Here is a 22,312-nt window from a genome sequence, read left to right on the forward strand (position 1 = left end):
ATGTCGCTGCACGGCGCTCGGACGGCGAATAGCGACAAAACCGACACTACCGCCGGTGCTGCAGACCGTCTGGAGAGCGATTAACGACACTGGCGTCGCTATCGGGGCTGTCGAGAGGGGCCCCATGCCGCCCGCGAATGGAAAAAATGTCGCTAGACGGCGCTCGGACGGCGAATAGCGACAAAAACGACACTACCGCCGGTGCTGCAGACCGTCTGGAGAGCGATTAACGACACAGGCGTCGCTATCGGGGTTGGCGAGGGGCCACATGCCGCCCGCGAATGGAAAAAATGTCGCTAGGCGGCGCTCGGACGGCGAATAGCGACAAAAACGGTTACTACTCAGGTACCCGCTGAGTCCAGGCTAGAAATAGCTGGACTCAGCGGTCTTTTGTTTGTAGAATGGTGGTATGCAGATACAAGGACGCCACCTTACCGAACAAGATATTGCATGGATACGTGAACTCATCCATTGTCACCCTGACTGGAATCGCACTCGGTTATCGCGCGAACTGTGTGCGACTTGGAACTGGACAAACGGCAATGGCCAGCTAAAAGACATGGCCTGTCGTACCATGTTGCTCAAACTTGAGCGACTGAAATACATTCGACTTCCAGCCCCTCGCGCCGTCGGCGTTGGAAACGCGACAAGAATCGTTCGTTCCGTTGCCCATGACACTACCCCCGTTTCGGGTCCCTTGCGAGATCTGTTGCCGCTGCGAATCGAGATTGTAAAGACATCCGCATCATCAGTTTTGTTCCGACATTTGCTCGCCGCATATCATTACCTGGGATTCTGCGGCGCGGTCGGTGAAAACATGAAGTATCTTGTCTACGACCGGTACGGACGCCCATTAGCGTGCCTGCTCTTTGGGTCTGCTGCTTGGAAAGTTGCGCCACGCGACGCGTGGATTCGCTGGACACCGGGTGTTCGTCGGAATTCCTTATCCCTTGTGACAAACAACATGCGCTTTCTCATCCTCCCTTGGGTCACCGTTCCCAATCTGGCTAGTCATCTCCTCAGCCGCATCGCCAGTCGCATCTGCCGAGACTGGATGGACAAGTATGGTCATCCGGTGCACCTGCTGGAGACGTTTGTCGAACAGCAACGATTCCGTGGCACGTGCTACCGGGCTGCTAACTGGATTCAAGTCGGCCAGACGCAAGGGAGAAGCCGCAATGACACGCACCATACCTTGAGCGTTACACGCAAGGATGTTTATGTGTATGCCCTGGTGCCCAATGCAAGGGAGGTACTTTCGAATGGAATTTGAACTGGAATTTAAAGCAATGGAACGTGAATGCATTTTGCAAGTATATGAACAGGGACCTGATGCGGTTGTTGATTTGGTACGAGGACTCGTAGCTATCGTTGAGCAACAGGCGGCTGAAATCCGCGAGTTAAAAGAGCGTGTAAGGGTCCTCGAGAGCCAAGTGAACCAGAACAGCCGCAATTCCAGTAAGCCTCCATCTAGTGATGGATTTCGTAAACCAACGAATTCACGCCAGCCGGGTGGTAAGAGAGGCGGCCCCAAAGGGCATAGCGGGCACACTCTGCTCATGAGCAAGACCCCCGATGAGGTCATCGTCCACAAGCTTAACGCCTGTCCCAACTGTGCCGCATCGTTGGAAACGGTAGCCACGAAGGGCCTCGTGAAACGTCAGGTATTCGACTTGCCCGCACCTCGTCTCGTTGTGACAGAGCACCAAGCCGAGGAAAAGCGCTGTCCCTGCTGCAATACATTGCAACGTGCCAGCTTCCCGGATGGCGTCAAAGCTCCAGTGCAGTATGGGGATGGATTTGCAGCATGGACCACATATTTAAATGCCTATCATATGCTCCCTTTAGACCGAATCGGACAGTTCTATGCCGACCTAACTGGACAACGGCCCAGTGAAGCGACCCTGTTGAGCCAATTAGAGAGCATGGCGGGTGCCGTGGAGTTAAGCGCCATCCCCGTCATTCGGGAGAACTTGTGCAATGCGCCGCTGCTCCATACCGACGAAACGGGTGTACGTATCGTCAACAAACAACATTGGTTGCATGTCGTGTCCAATCCAGAATGGACGCTCATGGACACTTATCCACAGCGTGGTACCGGCGCGATTGAAGGCATGGGGATACTGGACACCTTTAAGGGCGTCGTCGTTCATGACTGCCTCTCGGCCTACTTCCGACCCATCTACTCATTTGAGCATGCGCTATGCAATGCTCACCTCCTGCGCGAATGTCAAGGTATCCTGGACAATGATGGACATCAGTGGGCTAAGCAGATGAAGGAATTGCTCCGAGGCGCTTGGAAGCTCACTAGGGACGCCCGGGAGAAGGGTCTCCCGCTCGCTGATGAAACCATTGCCGAGATTGAGACGGCTTACGATGCCATTCTTGAGCTAGGCAAAACTGAATGGGCGCTGGATCCTGTGCCGACGAAAACAGGACCACGTGGACGAAAGTGCAAAAGCAAAGCCGCTAATTTAGGACAGCGATTTGAGTCGCACAAGGAGTCCATCCTTCGCTTCCTTTGGGATGCGAACGTGCCCTTTGACAACAACCAGGCGGAACGGGACATTCGGATGACCAAGGTGAAACAGAAGGTCTCCGGGCTCTTTCGTACACAGGAGGGCGGTAAGACCTTCTCCGTACTCCGCAGCCTTATCTCTAGCCTGTTAAAACAGAACCTTCCTCTACTTCCTTCCCTGGTTTCGGTCCTTCGTGGCCAGCCGGTCTTCGCAGGGACCTGACAAAAGTAGCCCAAAAAGTCTGTCGCAAGGGGTGTCCTCAACACCCCCTTTTGGGGTGCCTTGCGACGGGGTACCTGAGTAGTAACCAAAAACGACACTAACGCCGGCGCTGCAGACCGTCTGGAGAGCGATTAACGACACTGGCGTCGCTACCGGGGCTGACGAGGAGTCCGCCGCCACGCCGCCTGCACGCCGCCGCCCGCATTCCGCCGCCCGGTCTCCGCCCGCCGTGCCCGGCCCTATGCCCGCCGCCCTGCTCCGGCCTTAGCTTCCCGCCAGTAGCCGCGCCTGCTCGTCGATGAACTGCAGCTGCTGCTCGAGCGCCGGGTTGCCGGGGGAGGCGACTAGCGCCTGGCGGTAGAGTTGCCGGGCCTCGACGAGGTTGCCTTTCGTCTTCGCGATGTCGCCGAGGGTCGCCAATGCGCGCCACGTCGTGATGCTGCTGTCGTACGAGACAATCCCGCGGTACGCCGGTGCACGCGTCAACGCCTCGCGTACCGCCTCCTGAGCTTGGCTCAGATTGTTCAGCGCGAACTGCGTTTGGGCACGCCCTTTCGCATACCACGTCGCGGGAAAGTCCGGGCGGGACTCAACCGCGCGTTTGGCGACCGTGATCGCCTCATCGAATCGGCCCTGCGCAGCGAGGGCATCGATCAGAAACATCCAGACTTCCGGCATGCGGCCAAACTGTGGGATGTCAGGAGCGAGTCGGTCGGCTTCGTACAGCGCGCGCACGCCTTCCTCGACCTCGCCCGAGAACAGGAGTTCGCGCCCGAGGAACGCCCACGACGCGATGTCGCGCGGGTCGTCTTCCACATTTTTGCGCAGCAGGCTGATGTTGCGTTTGAAGCGGTCCTTTTGGACCGTCATATCTGGCTCATAGCCGTCGTGGTAGAGGCGGATGCGGGCAGACGGGCGGTAGTAAGCTGTGCCGGACAGGATGCCCTCCGGTCCCGCCACCTGCTCGTGCACCCGCCCCCAAAAACGCAGTCCAATCCGCGCCGGGAACAGCCGTGTCACATCGTAATTCGGTTCGACGCGGCCAGCGGCTTGGTTCATGATCCCGATTCGCACCAGCGCTGCGGGCTCCACCCCGTCGAACAGCCCTGCGACGGTGCGCACCTGGGCCACGTCCTCCGGGAACAACAGCTCGTCCGCGTCGACGCAGAACACCCAGTCGGTCGTGACGTGACTGAGCGCGAAGTTGCGCGCCGCGGAAAAGTCGTCCACCCACGCGAAGTGCAGCGGTTCGACGCCTTGATTCCGAATGATCTCGACCGTATTGTCGGTGCTGCCAGTGTCCACGACGACGATTTGGTCGACGGCGGGCCGCAGCCGATCGATGGTCTCGCCGATGGTGCGCTCTTCGTCACGCACGATGATCGCGGCCGCCACCGTCACCGGCTTCACGGCCAGCAACTGGGCCATCCACGGCGGCGTGACGGCTTGCCGAAACTGCGCGAGCCGCTGCTCCACCCGTGCCACCCAGGTGGCTTGCGGGTCGAGGAGACAGGCGCGATCATAAGCTTTCCACGCCCCGGCTTTATCCCCGAGGTGCTCGAGTGCCTCGCCGAGCCACACCCACATCTGCGCGACGAGCTTCTCCTCCTGCAAGAAGGCTATCGTCGCGTCTTTCGCTTCTTGGTAGCGACCGTTTGTCAGCAACTCTTGCACATCACGAATCGCCTTCTCCGCACGGTCCCTCTCGATGATTTGCAAACCGGTACACCTCTCTGTCCGTCTCAGCCTATCTCTGTCCATCGTTCAGATGGGCTGGGCTGCGCTGCGCCACGCCACGCCACGCTCTGATGCGGACAACAGCGCAACCCTTGTTTGCGACATTGTACCGCACAATTCGGCTGGTCTTGATAATTTTCGCATGGCAACGGGGCCTTTCTAGTAGATCATCTAGTGGCTCATCTAGTGGCTCCATTTGCAGGTCTACTAGGATGAGTGGACTATTGGTTCGGAATCACCTGTCGATGCCGTGCGAAGTTGCCAATCACCGATGTGAGGAACCCGGTGAAGTTTCCATCGCTGAAGGAGTGGTTTGCACCTTCAAGTTCCAGGTGGATGCCTGGCTCGGATACATACTTCTGTGCGAATGCTCGGTACACGTCTTTCGGCACCATGCTGTCAGCCGTCCCGTTCAGCATGAGAATGGGTGCCCGGATGTGTTGAAAGCCCTCTGTGGGGTCAGATTTTGCATATGCCTCCGCACCATCGCGAGTACCAATATTACCGGCAAAGTTGACGGTCTGCGCGCCTTCCGGGAGCTGTTTCAGCATGTCTTGACTCAGCTGTGCGACATTGAGGGCTGGACTCATCATGATGATCCCGGTCACCAAGTCCGCCCTGGACGCCGCGGCTTTCGCTGCGACAATTCCGCCGAGGCTAAATCCGAGCGTCATGACCTCTAAGCCACTCAATTGTTCGCTGTCTTCAATATATCGGAAGATTGATTGGACGTCCTCCTCCCACAACTCGCTCGAGATTTCGTGAAATTCTCCGTCGCTTTCGCCTTGCCCGGTGAGATCAAAACGTACCGAGGCTACGCCAACAGCCTCTAGCGCGTTGGAAATTTGGACAAGGAGTCTGTGAGGCCCGACCTTCGTGCCGCCGAGGCCCGGATAAATGCAGACCACTGCCTTGATAGTTTCGGCATCGGGGGTGTGTACGATGCCGCGTAATGTGCGAGAGCCACTCGGAATGCTGACCTGAACCTTCATTCTTCGATCGCCCTTTCCCCTACCTGGCAATCTATTTTATCCTATTATAAAGAAATCTTGGTGTTTGGTCATCTGTTTGCCTTCGCTACGAGGATGTAACTGCGCTGCGGGCTACGGGTTCGGGCTACGGGTTCGGGCTACGGGTTCGGGCTACGGGTTCGGGGTACGGCCATCGTGATCTCGTTCGGATAGCGTCATACTGGGTATTGGGTGCATAGCGCCATACTGGCGCTAATGACCATCGTGATCTTGTTCAGATAGCACCATTCCGACCTAGAATCTCCACTAGTAGACACCTAAAGCGAATGGAGTCCGCAAATAAGTGTCATTCTGACACCTACAGCCCTCCTCAGCAAAGTGGGGCACCAGCTAGGTGTCAATTTGACACTTACGTGCAAGGACCAAATGGTGTAGGTGTCATTTTGATACCTACAGCGAAGGGAGTCCGCAAGTAGGTGTCAATTTGACACCTACAGCCCTCCTGCAGCGAAGTGGGGCACCCGCTAAGTGTCAATTTGACACTTACGTGCAAGGACGAAATGGTGTAGGTGGCATTTTGACACCTACAGCGAAGGGAGTCCGCAAATAGATGTCAATTTGACACCTACAGCCCTCCTGCAGCGAAGTGGGGCACCCGCTAAGTGTCAATTTGACACTTACGTGCAAGGACGAAATGGTGTAGGTGTCATTTTGACACCTACGGCGAACGGAGTCCGCAAATAGATGTCAATTTGACACTTACAGTCCCCCCGAGCCCACTGGTGCACCATCTAAGTGTCAATTTGACACTTGCGTGCAAGGACGAAATGGTGTAGGTGTCATTTTGACACCTACGGCGAAGGGAGTCCGCAAATAGATGTCAATTTGACACTTACAGCCCTCCCTGAACCCTGGGGCACCATCTAAGTGTCAATTTGACACTTACGTGCAAGGACGAAATGGTGTAGGTGTCATTTTGACACCAACAGCGAACGGAGTCGGCAAATAGGTGTCATTCTGACACCTACAGCCCTCCCTGACCCCCTGGGGTACCAGCTAAGTGTCAATTTGACACTTACGTGCAAGGACGAAATGGTGTAGGTGTCATTTTGACACCTACGGCGAAGGGAGTCCGCAAATAGATGTCAATTTGACACTTACGGCCCACCCCGAGCCCACTGCTGCACTGGCTAAGTGTCAATTTGACACTTACGTGCAAGGACGAAATGGTGTAGGTGTCATTTTGACACCTACAGCGAAGGGAGTCCGCAAATAGATGTCATTTTGACACCTACAGCTCACCCCGAGCTGACATGCACCCAAGGTTGGCAACGCCGTGATGGTCGTAGCCCAGCCCGGCCCACCCCGAGCCCGCTGGTGCCACAGCCAGGCGAAGTAGATTGCCAGTCCCCAGTTGCCAGTCCCCAGTCCCCAGCCCCCCCAATCCCCAGTCACTCAGAGCAGCAGTCTACGAAACAATGCAGGGGTTGCAGACGTCTATTCGTCGACACTGTTCGACGCACTTTTAACCACTTTTCCAAATTTCGACCCACCCATGAACCATATGACCGTGGTAAGCTGTCCATAGTATAGTCACCCTAGCAAATTGTGAGCCTAGCAAATTGTCACCGTAGCAAATTGTCACCGTAGCAAATTGTCACCCCAGCATCCCCTAGATTCCAGGAGGTACTTGACTGCATGAGAAGATCCGCTGTCGCCACACTCGTTTTGGTCGTCCTCGTTATTGCCGCCGCAGCTTACCAATACTTCCGGCCGCTGCCCAGTCTGCAGATGAAAACCCTGCAACCCACGTCGTACAAGGTGCCGGGGAAGCTGAAGATCAACTGGCCAAGCCAGGGGTCTGCTGCGGTCGCCGTACAAGGCGTTGGCGTGATGGGTTCGTCAAACGGCAACCAAGTGATGCCGCTCGCGAGCGTCGCCAAGATGATGACGGCGTATCTGACGCTGAAAAATCACCCCTTGGGAATCGGCGCGACTGGTCCGACGATTACCATTACGGCTGCCGACGTCGCAACTTATAACTCAGACAACGCGCAGGGAGACTCGGTCGCACCTGTGGCTCTCGGCGAGAAGATAACCGAGCGCCAGCTGCTCGAAGCGCTGCTGTTGCCCTCGGGCGACAACATCGCGACACTGCTCGCGCAGTGGAACGCTGGCAGCGTGTCGAAGTTTGTGGCTGAGATGAACCAGACAGCGAAGCAACTCGGCATGAACCGCACGCACTATGCCGATCCCGCTGGTGTCAACACAGCCACCGTCGGGTCCGCGCTCGACCAAATCAAGCTGGCGGAGATCGACATGACCAACCCGGCATTTGCGAGCATCGTTAGTAAGCCGCAGGTGACACTGCCGTACGGTCCAACCCAGTACAACACAGATTACGTGCTGGGGCACTCCGGGATCATCGGGATCAAAACGGGAAGCATGCCGCAAGCCGGCGGCAACTTCGTGTTCGCCACACAGCCGAAAATCAACGGCAAACCAGTGCTCATCATCGGCGCCGTGCTTGGTCAACAAGGTCTGTCCATCCTGACCGACGCACTCAACGCAGGCGTCTCGGTGGCACAGCAGGCGCAAGCGAATCTGCAACAAGTGTCGGTGCTTCAGAGCGGGGCGAAGGCCGCCGCCATCACGGCGCCTTGGGGACAGAACGCCGACGTGATGACCACGAAGGGCGTGTCCTTCATCGGCTGGCCAGGTATGGTCGTCAAGGAGACCGTGAAGGCAACCGCGCCAAAGGGACCCACACTCGCAGCCAACACGGCGGTGGGGCACTTGGTGGTCTCAGCAGGGTCGCAAACTGCGGATGTGCCACTACGCAGTGCGGGCGTCATTAAGACACCGACGTGGAAGTGGAAGTTGCAGAGGTAGAACTGTTTGGTCACAACAAGCCAACATGAATAAAATCAAGGCACCTCGGGTCGGTGGAATTCCACTGGGCGGAGGTGCCTTTACTGTACCAACGCAATGCTTTGGAAGGGCGTTGCGTTCACAGCAGACTGATCATACGTGACGTTGTTGTTGCCGCTCATCGTGATGTTCGATGCGCCGTTGCCTCGTTCAACGACAATATTGCCGTTGATTGCACAGTTTCCGGTTATGTTGGGGTTGCCCCCACCGATGACGTACAGATTGCGTTGCTTGCGTTACCGCCCTTGCTGGCGAATTGTGCCCCTGCGAGGGCCGCTGCATCGACTGCACTCGGACTAGTGCCTGACCGTCCTCGTGATGTCGAAAACCACGACCGCACGACACGCGGCACCGAATGGTTGGCGCGGGCAGGACGGGACGTTGCTTCATGGACGTGCACCAGAACGCAGCCGATAGATGCTGACGTAATCCCTGATGTCAGCGTCCGACACGGGTTTTGCCAGGAAGTGTTGGGCACCGCAAGATTCTGCGATGGTACGGTTCTCCCTGGAGTCGTCCGAGGAGCAGATGGTTGCAAATAGATGAGGTTTGGTGCGGTGGACGAAACGGCATAAATCCAGTCCACCTAGAGGGTCTGCGTCCATGTCTATGACCACTGCGTCAATTAGTTCTGTTTCGAGAGCCTGAAATGCGTTGAACACTTCGCCGACAGCGGCGACGACTTCGATGCCGCGCTGGACGTGCCAGACGGACGTGGCAGCATCGGTTGAACTCGTTTCACCGCCTACTACAAGAACGCGCACCCGAATACCCCTTTCTCAACTTGACGAGATCGGCCTCCAGGTGCGCATCCACATGTCTAGTATGTACGCGGTCGTGGCAACCTGGCGGTCATAGGCTGATGTGCCCGTAGACCCATGGCTTTGCGTCCCCGGCTTTCGCACGGGTATGCCTTGATCACATTGTCGATTGGTGGAATTATATGTCGTATTCTGTAATTTAGCAAGAGGGTGGAGAGATCAAAGCCCTGTCGCAGAAGAGAACAGCCCACCCGCGAAATGCGCGATTGGGCTGTTCACTGGACATTTCCTGGGGTGGTTCTCCTACTGAATGAGAGAAATCGTCTGGAACGGTACCTTGTCCACGACGGCAGCGTCGTACGTTACGTTCGTCCAGCCAAGTGACAAAGACTGACCGACGACAGAACCGATCACTTGATTGCTGCCCAGGCTTATCGAGCCATTTGGTGCGTATAGGACGCCAGTGAACGTGCCGCCGCCGCCAATGGTGATTCCCGCCCCGCCTTCCTCGGTTCCCTGGTGATTGTATGGGAAATCCGCTACGGTCAGACCCGGCTGAGCGCCGGACGTCGTGCTGCCGCCTAAGCTGATTGAGCCCCCTTGGTCGATGACGTACCCTGTTACGCTTCCGCCACCGCCGTAGGTGATACCAGAACTGGATGACCCGTTTCCTTCGGTTGCCAAGATGTTGCCATTGACATTGATACCACCAGAAATGTCAATATGACTCCCGACATCAATGACATCGCCAGCGATGTCAACATTATTGCTCGAGCCAGCCACGGTGATGGAAGCATTGGTCACGCCGTAGCCGCCGTCGTTAAATATCCCGACCGGATTGTGGCCTGGAAAAGCCGAACTCGGCAAGGCTCCGACACTGTCTCCACCGCCGACGGAAATGGAACCGCCACCGCTCACGTAGATACCTCCGCTTACGTTGACGTCTCCCTGAAGTGTGACGCTTCCTCCACCAGTCACATAGATACTCCCGTTTACCGGAATTCCGCCGCCGATGTTGACGCTCCCGCCGCCGCTTACAACAATGTCTCCGTTAATAGCTGCTCTGATGGAATTTGTTCCACCGCCGCTATCCGTCAAGCTGCCCCCTCCACTTATGTAGACACCGCCTTGAGAGACCTCGCTGTTGGATATTCTCACGCTGGCGCCGCTTGTGGCATAAACCGCGTTAACGGCTGTGTTCGTCACAGTAACCGTTGTACTGCTCGGTGCAACGCCGCTCGGCGGGGCGGGGATGGCCGCAATTGTGGGTGGACTCGGTACGTTCCACTGCGGCATCGGCAAGGACGGTTGGTGCGGACTCAGCTTGAACTGCGGAGCCTCATAACTCGGGACATTGATGGCGCCTGTCGCGTTGACATCTCCGGTAATCGTTGTGCCGCCTGAGATAGATATCGTGTCGTTCGAATGCACACTTCCTTTGACTGTGCCACCAATTTGGAGGTTTGAAGTAGGCGAACCGGAGAACAGAGCGTAATTAAACGCCTCACCTGGTCCATACGAAGCGACAGCCCTGGCGCTGACCGAAAACTTCGGAAAGCCAAACAAGGCCGCGAAACCGCCCGACACAGTCTGAGTCGCGGTTGCTACGACTTCTGACGGATTCGTGGTGTTAAGCGACACGGTTCCGCTCGCTCCAGGGGCGTTATTCAAAATAAGGCTTTGCGAACTGCTTGCGCTGCCCCCTTTGCTTGCCGTTTGCGCGCCAGCCAGGGCTGCTGCGTCGACAGCGCTCTGCAGTTGGCCTTTTTTGTAGTACACGACGCCGAGGTTGACGCCAAGTCCCGCTATGCCTAAAACGACAAGCGAAACAAGCGCCCAAAGCACCAGCACTTGTCCATCGTCGCGATGCAAGTGGAGTCGACGCCAAAATGCTCCGACTTTGCGGCTCGAAAGAACCGCAGGTAGAAAACGTCTTTTCATTCATCCACCCTTCTTTCGCGAAAGCAAACCCCCGAAACCCGATATTATACCCCTACCCATAGCATAAACTGAATGATAGATTTTGTCAGTGTTTTTCTCCGTAATCTTCTACAAAAGTGAGCTTCGCAACCAAATCTATTGCAAAATCGACGCAGTGAGACATAATGACAGCAGGTAAAAAGATTCCGACTGGCACGGTTGTTGCCTGAGCAAGGTGGTTTATCGATGGTGCACTGGTTCCGAGGGCTTCGTCGTTTGACTTCGCAGCAACATGGACAGGCTCTGCTTGAGTTTGCACTCGTGCTGCCTATCCTGTTGCTACTCGTGTTGGGTATCGTCAGCTTCGGCCTGTATATTAATGCTGACGTGACGATTCAACAGGCAGCTCGCATCGGCGCGCGGGCCGCGTCAATTGGGGCGACACTCGGTTGCCCAGGAGACAGTGCCAAAGCGCAGATTCAAAGCGGGTCCAGCGCGACAGTCTATGGCGTGGTCGATGATCAAATCAACCAGGGCGTAGGCCTCTCAACCGGTTCAGGGTCGAGTGCCAAGCAGGTCTTGACGCCGACGCCGACCATCGTTACGAATCCCAATGGGACTGCAGGGGCAAACAGCATTGTGACGGTCACCGTAGCGATGACATACAACCCAATTGTCCCAATCCCAGGTCTCTTGCCACCTTCCATGACGATCAAGCAAGCGTACTCAATGTTAGTAGAGGACCCACAGCCGTCTAATGCGACGAGACCAACAGACGAGTCTGCCAACACGGTGAAAATGGTGTCGACCACGACATGTCCGTAAGGCAACCGAACTGCGACCAAACAACACCCAGAACAACCCACCTAACTAAATTTGTAGAATGTTTAATCATTGTGCCTACTTGACGAAGTTGCCGTCGATTATATAATAGAGTCGAAACTTGGTAGTTTTATAGTTATGGCCATCATACATAGACGACCGCGAAACAGCGGATAAAGGTCACTCGGCACAGTCTCCGCTTGCAAGCACCATCGTCCGGGTGAAGGGTATGTGGTCGACGGTTTCTGTTGTCAGAGGTCTTATGTATCTCTGTGTTCTCCAACAGAAAGTAGAAAGCAGGAGGGGTTACGGTGAAAAAATTCATGTGGAAAAGCTGGTTCTGGATGCAATCGCTGAAGAACCGCGAAGAAGGCCAGGGTATGGTCGAGTACGGTCTCATCATCGCTCTTATCGCGGTCGTTGTGATCGGCGCACTGATATTTCTCGGTGGCGGCATCGGCAAGATCTTTGGCAACGTCGCGAACACAGTCAATAACGTGGCGTAAGTGTAGGACCGCGTCCTGCTCGCCTGTCACGGGCGGGCGGGACGCCTTTCATTTATTCCGTACATTGAAACACCCCATCTGGTCCGCGGCACCTTATCTCGTGCCTAGGGATGGGGCATTGTCATATACGCACTGTTCGGTGTTTTCACCGTCCGTTGTTCGTGCGACCGCCGACCGCAGAAACATCAGTAAAGCGGTCGCTTCGCGCGTAATGAGACGGCGTGAAGGAGGCAACTATGGCTAAGCGCAGCAACCTCATCCTGTTGCTTGTGTCGCTCGTGCTGGCGCTCATTGCGACACTTGTAATCATTAAAACTCTGCCCAAGGCAGGTGGCAGCAATATCGCCGCACCCGTGACTGCAACCACCTCACCAGTCGTCGTTGTCACTCAGAATATACCGGCGTTGACAGTCATCACCTCGGCAGACGTGCAGGTGCAACAGGTGCCTGCTGGGTCAGTTGAGCACGGAGCGTTGACCGACCCAAGCCAGGTGATTGGGCAGTATGCATCGACTGGTTGGGTTACAGGCCAACAAGTCATCCAAGGGATGTACGAGACGGCTGCACAGGCGAACATTGCGAACACCGTCCCTGTCGGAGACGTGACCTTCACGATTCCGAACTCGGCCCTTGCCGGTTCGGACTATCTAGTATTGCCGGGTGACAAGATTGACTTGTTGTTCTACGGTCAGCCGAGCGCAACGGCGTCGACCGTGATGTCCAATTTAAAAGTGTTGTACGTCGATCACGTTCAGGCGGCGGCGGGTGCTGATACACAGCCGGCGGGTTCGTCCGGCGCTGACTCCCTTACGGTCATTGTGACGCCGCAACAGGCACAGCAGCTTGCCAAACTGGTCTCGACGGCGATAGTCGGAAACGGGACTTCCCCGGGTAACCTGCACGTCCTGATCCAAGGTACGAAGTAGTTCTCACGGATCAAGCTGTGCGGGTCTAAAGGCGGAATAACAGGGGGTGCCGGCCAATGGCTGAGACCATTGAAGTTCTACTGATTGACGAATCATACGACGAACGGCAAAAGACCAAAAGTCTAATCGGCACTTCGCACGGCGTCGAGGTCATTGGCGAAGCGCGCAACGGCCGCGAAGCGCTGCAGCGACTGGAGGTCATTTCGCCAGACATCATCGTCATGGCGGTGCCAGAGGAAATCACGGACAACGTCCGGGATTTGGAGCAAATCACGCTACAACACCCGCAGGTCGGAATCATTGTCATGTCGGAACACCGCGACTGGCACTATGTGCGTCAGTACATGCGCGCGGGTGCTCGCGACTACCTCTATATGCCTGTGACGGGCGACATGCTGTTGAAGACGATCGAAGACGTGTATCGACTCGACCGGGCCATGCACCAAAGGGCCTCGGAAGCAATTTTGACCGATCAGTATACGCATGAAGTTAAGATTCTTTCGCTTGTCAGCAGCAAGGGTGGTGTGGGCAAATCCACGATTGCAGTGAATGCCGCGGTGGGCTTGGCTCAACGAGGAAAGGAAACCGTTCTCGTCGACTTGGACTTACAGTCGGGCATTGACCACATGTTGCTGAACATCAATCCGAACCGCACCATCGCCGATTTGACGAACGATATGAATGAGATTGACCCGGAGGTTATGGAGCGGTACCTGGTCAAGCATGATTCCGGCTTGAAAGTGCTATGTGCGCCGCGACTGCCGGAAGAGATGGAACTCGTTCAACCTGCCGACCTGCGCGTCATTTTCCAGTCACTGCAGAAGCGCTATGACTACATCATCGTCGACACGGCCCCAACCGTAAACGACATTTTGCTCACCACGCTGGAACTCTCGGACCAGATACTGATGGTGGATACCTTGAATGTGGCTGTGCTAAAAAGCAACAAGGCATTGGCTCGATTGTTCACAGACCTCGGGTACGACGCCGCGAAAGTGAAGCACATCGTCAATCGCGGCAATGTGAAAAATGGTGTCACGATTCAAGATGTTAAGCAGACGTACGACGAAGACGTGTTCTGGGAGATGGATGACGATTACCGTTTTGTGGAGACTGCGAGCAATGAAGGGGTGCCGTTCGTGATCGGGTCGAAGATGAGCAAGTTGTCCAGGCAAGTACTCACTTTGGTCCAGAAGATTGTCGGCGATGACGCGAAACCAGTGACCAAACTCCCTGGCCTCAGGCGCAAAACGCTCAAACGCGGGTAGTAAGGGGGAGTCGCAACCATGTCCTTGCTTGACCGATTGGAGAAGGAAAAGGCGAAGCGCCAAGGCTCGTTTGACGGCCGTGGCACTGTGCCAGTCGAGACGTTCGATCAGGAGGATGAAGCGCGGGAGCGACCGACAAAACCGTCGGCGCCTTCTGCACCGGACATCTTTGAAGAGTGGAAGATCCGCCTGCACCAGCAACTCGTCGAAGTGATTCTAGACAGTCCAGGCAATGAAGAGGACCTCGACACATCCGTGCAGCGCATTATCGAAGAAGCCGACCCGCCACTGTCCCGCAGCGCGCGCGAGCGCATGGCTGTCGAGTTAAAGGCAGAAGCGCTCGGGTACGGTCCAATCGATGGCCTGCTTAATGACGACGGCATTAGCGAAGTCATGGTCAACGGGCCAAAGAAAGTGTACGTGGAGCGAAGCGGCAAGCTTGAATTAACCAACATTACGTTTTTGAATGACGCTCACGTGATGCGGATTATCGAAAAAATCGTGGCTCCGCTCGGGCGGCGCATCGACGAGTCGTCACCGATGGTGGACGCTCGCCTCGCCGACGGTTCACGCGTGAACGCCATTATTCCACCGCTAGCACTCTCCGGCCCGACGATTACCATTCGAAAATTCGCGAAGGATCCGTACCAAGCGAAAGACTTGATTCGCTTTGGCACCCTGACTGCGCAGATGAGCGAGTTTCTGGAAGCTTGCGTCTCCGCGCGCCTGAATGTGCTTGTGTCGGGCGGTACAGGCTCTGGTAAAACGACGACCTTGAACGTGATTTCGTCGTTCATTCCACACTACGAGCGTGTTGTTACGATTGAAGATGCGGCTGAACTCCAACTCCATCAGGATCACGTTGTGACACTCGAGACGCGGCCGCCCAACATTGAAGGCAGAGGCGCCATCACAATTCGCGATTTGGTCAAAAATAGTTTGCGTATGCGCCCTGACCGCATTGTCGTCGGCGAGGTCCGGTCGGGTGAGGCGCTCGACATGCTGCAAGCAATGAATACCGGTCACGACGGCTCGCTGACCACAGTCCACGCCAATACGCCGCGTGACTCGCTGCGGCGTCTGGAAGTGATGGTGTTGATGGCCGGGATCGAAATGCCGGTACGCGCCATTCGCGAGCAAATCGCTTCCGCAATTGACGTGGTCGTACAGCAGGCACGTCTGCGTGACGGCGCTCGCAAAATTATCAAGGTGTCCGAGGTCATCGGCATGGAGGGCGAAAACATCGTACTGCAGGACATCTACAGCTTCGATGAGTACGGCCGAGACGAGAACGGCAAGGTGCAGGGGAAGCATGTGCCGACGGGCATCGTGCCGAGTTTCATCGAACGCCTGCGCGACCAAGGCTACGCAATCGATTTCGAGTGGTTTCAAAGGAGCGAAGAATCGTGGCGCTAGCGTACGTTCTCGTGTTCCTTGCGGTGTTTTTGTTCGTCTACGCGCTGTCGACATTGTTGACGGCTACGCGCCGCCGGGTCGCTCTGAGGATTGAAGCGCTTGACCCGAAAGAGAGGACTGTCAAAGCAACTAGGCGCAGACAGCGGCCGGAACGGCCCGGGAACCGTCTCCAGGTCAAGGTCAACTTCATGACGAATCTCGAAACGGCTCTGATTCAGGGCGAGTTTGACATCGCGCCGCGTGACTTTCTGGTCCGTTGGCTGCTGATCACGCTTTGCATTGCCATCTTGGCTTTTTTGTTCAAGGGGATTGTCGGCGCCCTGCTCGTGTTCCTCGTGTCCATTGTCATTACCCTGTTCTACGTCCGTGCCCGAGGTAGCCGCCGCAAGCGGCGCTTTGAAGAAGGTCTGCACGATATGCTGACGATTGCGGCGAACTCGCTTCGGTCGGGATACTCGTTCCTCCAGGCGGTGCAAGTCATCACGGAGGACATGCATGGGCCAATACAGGAAGAGTTCAAGCGGGTGCTCAACGAGATGAACGTCGGCGTCCCGCTCGATACGGCTTTAAAGTCGGCAGCGATGCGGATTCAAAGCGAAGACTTTGGCCTTATCGTCACGGCCATCCTGATTCAGCGTCAGGTCGGCGGTAACCTGGCAGAGGTGCTCGACCAGATTTCCATCACAATCCGTGAACGCGTCCGGTTGAAGGCCGAAGTGAAGACGCTGACGGCTCAAGGGCGCATGTCTGGCATCATCTTCATGGCTATGCCAGTTGGCGTGGGTACGTTTGTCTATGTCATCGACCCCACTTACATTGGCATCTTATTTCAGTCTCTAATCGGCATCGCTATGTTGATAGGCGCAGGAATAATGCAAATTGTCGGATACTTCATCATCCGCAAGATTGTTAACATCGAAACCTGACGTTGACCGCTCGGGGAGGGGGGATAGGGAATGAAGTGGCTCATCTTCGCGACGCTCGCGATTTGGTTTTACCTCTTGTTCTCGTTCCTGACAGTACGACGACGGCGCGTGCGGGACAGGCTTGTGGAGTACGTTTTTGAGGGAGCCGACCTGCGCAAACGGCCTGAATCCGCCCAACCGCGGGTGGCTATCTGGCATCGCATTCTCGGTTCCTTCACGCAGTCGTGGATCCGGCGGTGGCCGCGCAAGCGTCTGGAGCGGATTCAAACGCGACTGCTCCGCGCGCACAGTTCGCTGACAGTCGGCGAATGGATCTCACTGCAACTGTTTACAGTCATCGGCGGTGTCGTACTTGGTATCGTCGTTTTCATTACGAGCGGGCACCAGCCGAAGGCGCTATTCATCTGTCTGGCCGTGATTATCCTGGCTTGGATTATGCCGGATTTCATGCTTTCGCGCCGTATCACACAGCGCCAGAATACTCTGCGCAAACAACTGCCGAGCACGCTAGATTTGCTCACTGTCAGCGTGGAGGCGGGCCTTGGTTTCGACCAGGCGATGAGTAAAGTGGCAGAAGAGGCAAAAGGTCCAATGGCGGAGGAGTCGAAGCGTATCCTGCACGAGATGCAGCTTGGCACCCCCAGGTTGCAGGCACTGCAGCGCTTCGCGGAACGCACAGGTGTGGATGTGATTGAACTGTTTGTGTCCGCCGTGGTACAAGCAGACAAACTTGGCATCGGTCTCACAAAGGTGTTGCGCATTCAGGCCGAGGACGTTCGCCGCAAGCAACGCGAGGCGGCTCAGGAACAGGCCGCCAAAGCGCCGCTCAAAATCCTGTTCCCGCTCATTATGTTCATCTTCCCGGCGTTGTTTGTCGTCATCCTCGGGCCGGCTGTCCTCCATATCGTGCAGCTATTCAAACATACGGGTGGACTTTAACGATGGCTGACCGGAACGAGCGACTTCCTGAGAGGGGGCGAATGCGTAGATGGACCTAATGCAGGTGTATGTCGTAAACGAGGCGAAGAACCTTCCTTTCAAGGAACTCCTCGAATCGTGTGCGGGCATGGATGTGACCGGACTGACTACGAGCTTTACAGTTGCCCGCCAACAGTTGAGCCTCGCCACGCCGGACATCATTTTGTACAACCCGAAGGAAACTGGGAGTGAATTCGCCCGCATTCATGAAATCCGCGAGCTTTGTCCGCCAGCGATGTTGGTGATTCTCGCCGCGCCGCGCGACCCGGACTACGTCCGCAATTGCTTGCGGGCTGGAGCGAACGACTTTTTGGCCACCCCAATTGAACCTGCAGTGTTGCAGGCGGAACTGGAGAAAATCCACGACCGCAGCCAGCGGCGGCAAAAGCGTGAAACCTTGTCCGTGCTGATGGACCATTTTACGAATAAGCCGCGCATTGCGAGCTTTATCAGCGGCAAAGGCGGAGTCGGCAAGACAACAATCGCCGTGAACACGGCAGTCACGCTCGCCCAAATGGGGAAGCACGTGGTTTTGGTCGATCTCGACGCGGACCTAGCGGGCACGGAATTGTTTCTTGGCCTTGAACCGCAGCACACACTGTCTGACTTGGCTGAGGTACCGGTTGAGGACATCCCGGCGCGGATTATGGAGTTTGTTGAATGGCACTCGTCCGGACTCGCCGTGCTCTGTGCGCCAAAGTTCAGCACGAGCATTGGGGAACTCAGCGTTCCACTGGTTCGCGTTGTGTTGCAGGCTCTCCAACGCTGCTTTCAGATTGTGGTCGTCGACCTGCCACCGGTCGTGGACACATACAGCCTCGCAGTGCTCGAGATGTCTCATATGTCCTATATGGTGAGTACACCAAACCTCTCCACGCTCTCCACCAACAACAAGCTACGCGAGTTGTTCGTTCGTCTTGGCTACGACGTGAGCAAGGTGACACACATTCTCAACTGCGTTGGTGTGCGGCACGGTGTGCGCATGCAGGACTGCGGCCGCCTCTTACACAGCCCGATTGAGTTGACGCTTCCGTACGATTTTCGCCGCACCGAACAAGCAACGAATCGAGGAACTCCACTCGCGCTTGAATCTCGGTCGGCGTTAGCGAAGTCATTTAGAGCCATCGCGGAGTCCATCGCAGGCACTCGGCGCGGAAACGCGCAGACAGAGGTCGCAGTTGCAGCAGAGTCCGACGAGACCAAAGTCAAATGACCGTCGATATCCAGGCGCATGTACACCCTGGCCTCGATGACACACCGCGTGCCTGTGGGGCGGGAGGCACACTTCCGCGCGCATTCAGAGAAGCGGGGACGGACGTCGTCTGCAAGCCGCACTACCTACATCTCCAAGTCGGCCTCGACCTAGTCCACGAACTCGTGGTGCATGGGACTGAACCTGGCACGGAAGGATGCACAAGGGCTTGATCAAATCGCAGCCAACACTGGCCGACACCGCATCGAGTCACAAGCAATTGACGCGTAAAGTCTTAATTGTGATGTCAGCCCTACAGTTACTCATTCTTGCTTTTGAGATTGCTGGCGCTTCTGCTCTTATGACCGCGTTCAGTCTTGTGTTAATTTCCGCTATCCTGCTAAGCATCACGTATGCACTGGCCACGCGCCTCGGTGACGGAGTGTTCCGACACCTAGAGTGGGTTCTACTTGCCTTGTTCTCCATCGCGCTGCTCCTGTTTGCCCACGCGCAAATCACGGTCTCTCCGCAGTACAGCACGGACGAGATGTCGTTTGATCAGTATGCGGCTTACCTGCTTTTCCACGGCTACAACCCGTATACAACTACACTTGCGCCAAGCCTCTCCATGTACCACGTGCCGCAGATACACTGGACGTACACTCTGGACAACCGACAATTGACGAATTTATCGTACCCCGCGTTATCGTTTCTCCTGTACGCACCATTCGTCGGCTTAACATCCTTTTCCGGCGTGTACGTCAATGCCGTCTGTTGGCTAATCGGCGCGTGGATTCTCTATTTCGCGCTTCCATCACCGTACAAATCACTATCGCTCTGGCTCGGGGCGTTCTGGTACTTTTTTCAGATACTCATCTTTAGCTTTTCTGATTGCCTGCTAATGCCGCCGCTCATCTTTCTAGCCTGGCAGTGGCGACTGTCCTTTGAACGTAGCGGGTGGCGTTCGCTTCTGCCACCTATCGCACTCGGTCTGGCAATGTCAATTAAGCAAACTGCATGGTTCTTGTTCCCCGTCATGCTGATCGCCGTGTACCGCGAGACGAAGTCAGTTCGGCAAACGCTGAAGTTTGCAGTCGCCGCCACAGCAGCATTCATCATCCCCAACATTGTCTTCATCATCTGGAGTCCCGTCGCGTGGCTAAAGGACATACTTGCACCGATAACATCAGGTTTGCTGCCAGGTGGTGTAGGACTTATACAACTTCCGCTCCACCTCCACCTAGGTGGTGCATACCTGTCGCTCTACACTCTAGCCGGCCTGCTGCTGTGGTGCGGATTCCTAGCGGACGAGTTGCTCAACTACGACATCGTCAAGCGGTTTCTGTTTATCATCCCGGCACTTGTGTTGTTCCTGCCTACGCGGTCCTTCCCCATCTACCTGATGGATGTTTTTCCGGTACTCTTCATCACGATGTTCCAGCGTGCGAACACCACGCCGGCCACAGAACCGCGTAAGCGCTGGTCGACGTTGGTCTACGTGCCCACTCTGCTCACGCTTGTCGTCGCGATTGCGCTGCCAGCCCCACTTACTGTCATACGAGCGCAGTTAGACTATTCGAATGCGCTGCACGGAGTTGACCAAATTGCGATCACGGTGCGTAACCGCACGGATCGCCCGATCTCGCCAAACGTCTCGGTGTTCGACAATACGCTAGACCCGCTTTGGACCCGGATAGAGGGGCCTCGTGAGATTCCAGCGGGATCGACAGCGACTGTCACTGTGCAGTCATCGAGTCTGAGCTACGCTCTCTCGTTAAACAGTGCGTTTACAGTGAACCTGTACGCCAAACACCCACCGATGGTCACTGTCAGTAAGCCTTTCAGTCCCATGCAGTGGCGTTTGTCGATTGCCCGATCTGGAAACCAAATTGAGGCGGCCGTCATCGAACAAGGTGGGAACGCTGTCCACATCAAAGACTACCCGGTGGGGATTGAAGCGGTGAACGCGACGTCGCGTAAAGTGGAGCGGACATATATGCTGCACACGGACGCGAACGGGGTGGTGAAGCTGAACAGTGCACCTAATCCCGGTGTGTATTACCAAGCTTACCTGGCTGGGCCTACAAGATCGGGAACGGCAAGTGGGTTTGTGCACTGAAACGCAAAGTGGGAAGTGCACGACCTGTTACTACAGACCCTTAGAAGCGATGCTCATTAACATAGGTTATAGGTTAGACCAGGCACGAGTTATGAGGCCTGCGACGGTACGAGTGGTGATTACCGGCTGACTGGCTTGTGTCAAAGGAAGATCATCGAGACTGAGCTTGCTTGTGTCGAACAGCTGTAAATTGTGTGGGATTTTTTTCATCACTAAATTTGAGCAGCCAGTAAAATTCCCTGTCTCGTGGGAGACAGGGAACTGTTTTCCGTAAAACACTATGGTTTTTTAAGTAATTACGGATGGATTCTCCGGATTCAAAAGTTGTCCAATCGGGAATTACGACGCAACGCCCCATCCGCCAGCAGGCCGATGGAACAAAGCAAATACCAAGTGCTTACCCAGAGCTCACGCGCATCTCCACCAATAGTCACCATCATGATGGCAAACACGACGACTGCGACGAGGACGATTAAGTGGATGAGAGACGCGTCTCCACCGTACGTCAGAACTCGGGTGAGGAGCTGCAACCCGAAAACGAGCGTGACAAGGCCGAGCACAAGTCCTGGGTGGGTGGCTGTCCCGCCTAACAGGATGGTAATGATAAGGGCAATTGCCATGACATATACGACATTAAACACTCTGTAGGAAAGGATCCGCTTGGTCACGGTTGTCCGCCTCCTTTGGCTACTACTCTCTTTTCATTTTACGACATATTAGGCCCGTACAGGAACCGCTGTTGTCGAATGTTCGTGCAGCACGACCTAGGACTTCAGGAACTTGGGATGGGAGGTTTGTACGTATCAGAAAGAGCAAACTACAGTCTTCCGGAAAATGTGATCGATGGCATTGTTCACTGTTGTCCACACCCATCGTCGTGACCATCGCGAACAACCTGATTGTGCGGTACCATAGCCGGAACTTCACCAAGCATATGGTGTTGTTAGGGTATACAGTTGTGCATTTGTTTAAGCCCACTTTGTCAGGTCAGGGCGACGATGCCTGCTTGGCCGACTACCGGGACACAGTGTTCACAAGACACCAGTGTTTGAAAAAACGCTCTATTACTCTGCCACGACAAAGGACAAGGAGCGGCGT

18 protein-coding genes and 1 riboswitch are annotated in these 22,312 nt (G+C 55.7%); of the genes, 13 read left to right on the top strand and 5 right to left on the bottom strand.

Annotated features, from left to right (window positions below; translation table 11 throughout):
• Positions 1-409: 409 nt before the first annotated feature.
• Both JC200_RS12870 and tnpC read left to right on the top strand, forming a co-directional pair.
• The gene (locus JC200_RS12870) at positions 410-1,273 is read left to right on the top strand and encodes a Druantia anti-phage system protein DruA (RefSeq protein WP_274432013.1); all 864 of its coding nucleotides are present in this window, start codon (positions 410-412) and stop codon (positions 1,271-1,273) included.
• On the top strand, positions 1,263-2,741 hold the full coding sequence (gene tnpC, locus JC200_RS12875) for an IS66 family transposase (RefSeq protein ID WP_274432014.1): 1,479 nt from the start codon (positions 1,263-1,265) through the stop codon (positions 2,739-2,741). The genes JC200_RS12870 and tnpC overlap by 11 nt, the downstream gene beginning before the upstream one ends.
• 264 nt (positions 2,742-3,005) lie before the next feature.
• Here tnpC and JC200_RS12880 read toward each other — a convergent pair whose 3' ends face one another.
• Positions 3,006-4,460, bottom strand: coding sequence for a TPR domain-containing glycosyltransferase (locus tag JC200_RS12880; RefSeq protein WP_274432099.1), 1,455 nt, complete (start codon positions 4,458-4,460; stop codon positions 3,006-3,008).
• Between the two features lie 239 nt (positions 4,461-4,699).
• Entirely contained in the window at positions 4,700-5,470 is a 771-nt protein-coding gene (locus tag JC200_RS12885; protein ID WP_274432100.1) for an alpha/beta hydrolase, read from the bottom strand.
• A 1,677-nt stretch (positions 5,471-7,147) separates the two neighbouring features.
• Here JC200_RS12885 and JC200_RS12890 point away from each other — a divergent pair.
• A complete protein-coding gene (locus JC200_RS12890; protein WP_274432102.1) occupies positions 7,148-8,341 on the top strand; it encodes a D-alanyl-D-alanine carboxypeptidase family protein in 1,194 nt (397 codons plus the stop codon).
• 425 nt (positions 8,342-8,766) lie between these two features.
• On the opposite strand, the gene JC200_RS12895 is transcribed toward JC200_RS12890, so the two are convergent.
• Both JC200_RS12895 and JC200_RS12900 read right to left on the bottom strand, forming a co-directional pair.
• Positions 8,767-9,144, bottom strand: a complete 378-nt coding sequence (locus tag JC200_RS12895) for a response regulator (RefSeq protein ID WP_274432103.1) — start codon at positions 9,142-9,144, stop codon at positions 8,767-8,769.
• A gap of 72 nt (positions 9,145-9,216) precedes the next feature.
• A riboswitch (cyclic di-GMP riboswitch) is annotated at positions 9,217-9,304 on the bottom strand.
• A 140-nt stretch (positions 9,305-9,444) separates the two neighbouring features.
• Positions 9,445-11,082, bottom strand: coding sequence for a pilus assembly protein TadG-related protein (locus tag JC200_RS12900; RefSeq protein ID WP_274432104.1), 1,638 nt, complete (start codon positions 11,080-11,082; stop codon positions 9,445-9,447).
• 225 nt (positions 11,083-11,307) lie between these two features.
• Between JC200_RS12900 and JC200_RS12905 the strand changes: the two genes are divergently transcribed.
• The 10 genes from JC200_RS12905 to JC200_RS12950 all read left to right on the top strand — a co-directional run bounded on the left by JC200_RS12905 (position 11,308) and on the right by JC200_RS12950 (position 21,214).
• Positions 11,308-11,886, top strand: a complete 579-nt coding sequence (locus tag JC200_RS12905; protein WP_274432105.1) for a TadE/TadG family type IV pilus assembly protein — start codon at positions 11,308-11,310, stop codon at positions 11,884-11,886.
• Between the two features lie 308 nt (positions 11,887-12,194).
• On the top strand, positions 12,195-12,389 hold the full coding sequence (locus tag JC200_RS12910; RefSeq protein WP_274432106.1) for a Flp family type IVb pilin: 195 nt from the start codon (positions 12,195-12,197) through the stop codon (positions 12,387-12,389).
• 236 nt (positions 12,390-12,625) lie between these two features.
• On the top strand, positions 12,626-13,315 hold the full coding sequence (gene cpaB, locus JC200_RS12915; protein WP_274432107.1) for a Flp pilus assembly protein CpaB: 690 nt from the start codon (positions 12,626-12,628) through the stop codon (positions 13,313-13,315).
• Between the two features lie 56 nt (positions 13,316-13,371).
• Positions 13,372-14,583, top strand: coding sequence for a CpaE/TadZ family protein (locus JC200_RS12920; RefSeq protein ID WP_274432108.1), 1,212 nt, complete (start codon positions 13,372-13,374; stop codon positions 14,581-14,583).
• Positions 14,584-14,601: 18 nt separating this feature from the next.
• Positions 14,602-15,999, top strand: coding sequence for a TadA family conjugal transfer-associated ATPase (locus JC200_RS12925; protein WP_274432109.1), 1,398 nt, complete (start codon positions 14,602-14,604; stop codon positions 15,997-15,999).
• The gene (locus tag JC200_RS12930) at positions 15,990-16,925 is read left to right on the top strand and encodes a type II secretion system F family protein (protein ID WP_274432110.1); all 936 of its coding nucleotides are present in this window, start codon (positions 15,990-15,992) and stop codon (positions 16,923-16,925) included. Before JC200_RS12925 ends, JC200_RS12930 begins: the two co-directional genes overlap by 10 nt.
• A 30-nt stretch (positions 16,926-16,955) precedes the next feature.
• Positions 16,956-17,864, top strand: coding sequence for a type II secretion system F family protein (locus tag JC200_RS12935; protein WP_274432111.1), 909 nt, complete (start codon positions 16,956-16,958; stop codon positions 17,862-17,864).
• A 49-nt stretch (positions 17,865-17,913) separates the two neighbouring features.
• A complete protein-coding gene (locus JC200_RS12940) occupies positions 17,914-19,116 on the top strand; it encodes a CpaE/TadZ family protein (RefSeq protein WP_274432112.1) in 1,203 nt (400 codons plus the stop codon).
• The gene (locus JC200_RS12945) at positions 19,113-19,328 is read left to right on the top strand and encodes a hypothetical protein (RefSeq protein WP_274432113.1); all 216 of its coding nucleotides are present in this window, start codon (positions 19,113-19,115) and stop codon (positions 19,326-19,328) included. The genes JC200_RS12940 and JC200_RS12945 overlap by 4 nt, the downstream gene beginning before the upstream one ends.
• A complete protein-coding gene (locus tag JC200_RS12950; protein ID WP_274432114.1) occupies positions 19,325-21,214 on the top strand; it encodes a hypothetical protein in 1,890 nt (629 codons plus the stop codon). The genes JC200_RS12945 and JC200_RS12950 overlap by 4 nt, the downstream gene beginning before the upstream one ends.
• Before the next feature lie 317 nt (positions 21,215-21,531).
• On the opposite strand, the gene JC200_RS12955 is transcribed toward JC200_RS12950, so the two are convergent.
• Positions 21,532-21,882, bottom strand: coding sequence for a hypothetical protein (locus tag JC200_RS12955; RefSeq protein WP_274432115.1), 351 nt, complete (start codon positions 21,880-21,882; stop codon positions 21,532-21,534).
• Between the last annotated feature and the right edge of the window lie 430 nt (positions 21,883-22,312).

It is taken from the genome of Alicyclobacillus sp. ALC3 (assembly GCF_028751195.1).
In the GTDB taxonomy this organism is placed as follows: Bacteria; Bacillota; Bacilli; order Alicyclobacillales; family Alicyclobacillaceae; genus Alicyclobacillus_L.

What these genes read in the sequence shown, in the direction of transcription:
- JC200_RS12870 (WP_274432013.1), top strand. Translation starts at nt 410, where the DNA reads ATGCAGATACAAGGACGCCACCTTACCGAACAAGATATTGCATGGATA.
- tnpC (WP_274432014.1), top strand. Translation starts at nt 1,263, where the DNA reads ATGGAATTTGAACTGGAATTTAAAGCAATGGAACGTGAATGCATTTTG.
- JC200_RS12885 (WP_274432100.1), bottom strand. Translation starts at nt 5,470, where the DNA reads ATGAAGGTTCAGGTCAGCATTCCGAGTGGCTCTCGCACATTACGCGGC.
- JC200_RS12890 (WP_274432102.1), top strand. Translation starts at nt 7,148, where the DNA reads ATGAGAAGATCCGCTGTCGCCACACTCGTTTTGGTCGTCCTCGTTATT.
- JC200_RS12900 (WP_274432104.1), bottom strand. Translation starts at nt 11,082, where the DNA reads ATGAAAAGACGTTTTCTACCTGCGGTTCTTTCGAGCCGCAAAGTCGGA.
- JC200_RS12905 (WP_274432105.1), top strand. Translation starts at nt 11,308, where the DNA reads ATGGTGCACTGGTTCCGAGGGCTTCGTCGTTTGACTTCGCAGCAACAT.
- cpaB (WP_274432107.1), top strand. Translation starts at nt 12,626, where the DNA reads ATGGCTAAGCGCAGCAACCTCATCCTGTTGCTTGTGTCGCTCGTGCTG.
- JC200_RS12920 (WP_274432108.1), top strand. Translation starts at nt 13,372, where the DNA reads ATGGCTGAGACCATTGAAGTTCTACTGATTGACGAATCATACGACGAA.
- JC200_RS12925 (WP_274432109.1), top strand. Translation starts at nt 14,602, where the DNA reads ATGTCCTTGCTTGACCGATTGGAGAAGGAAAAGGCGAAGCGCCAAGGC.
- JC200_RS12935 (WP_274432111.1), top strand. Translation starts at nt 16,956, where the DNA reads ATGAAGTGGCTCATCTTCGCGACGCTCGCGATTTGGTTTTACCTCTTG.
- JC200_RS12940 (WP_274432112.1), top strand. Translation starts at nt 17,914, where the DNA reads ATGGACCTAATGCAGGTGTATGTCGTAAACGAGGCGAAGAACCTTCCT.
- JC200_RS12945 (WP_274432113.1), top strand. Translation starts at nt 19,113, where the DNA reads ATGACCGTCGATATCCAGGCGCATGTACACCCTGGCCTCGATGACACA.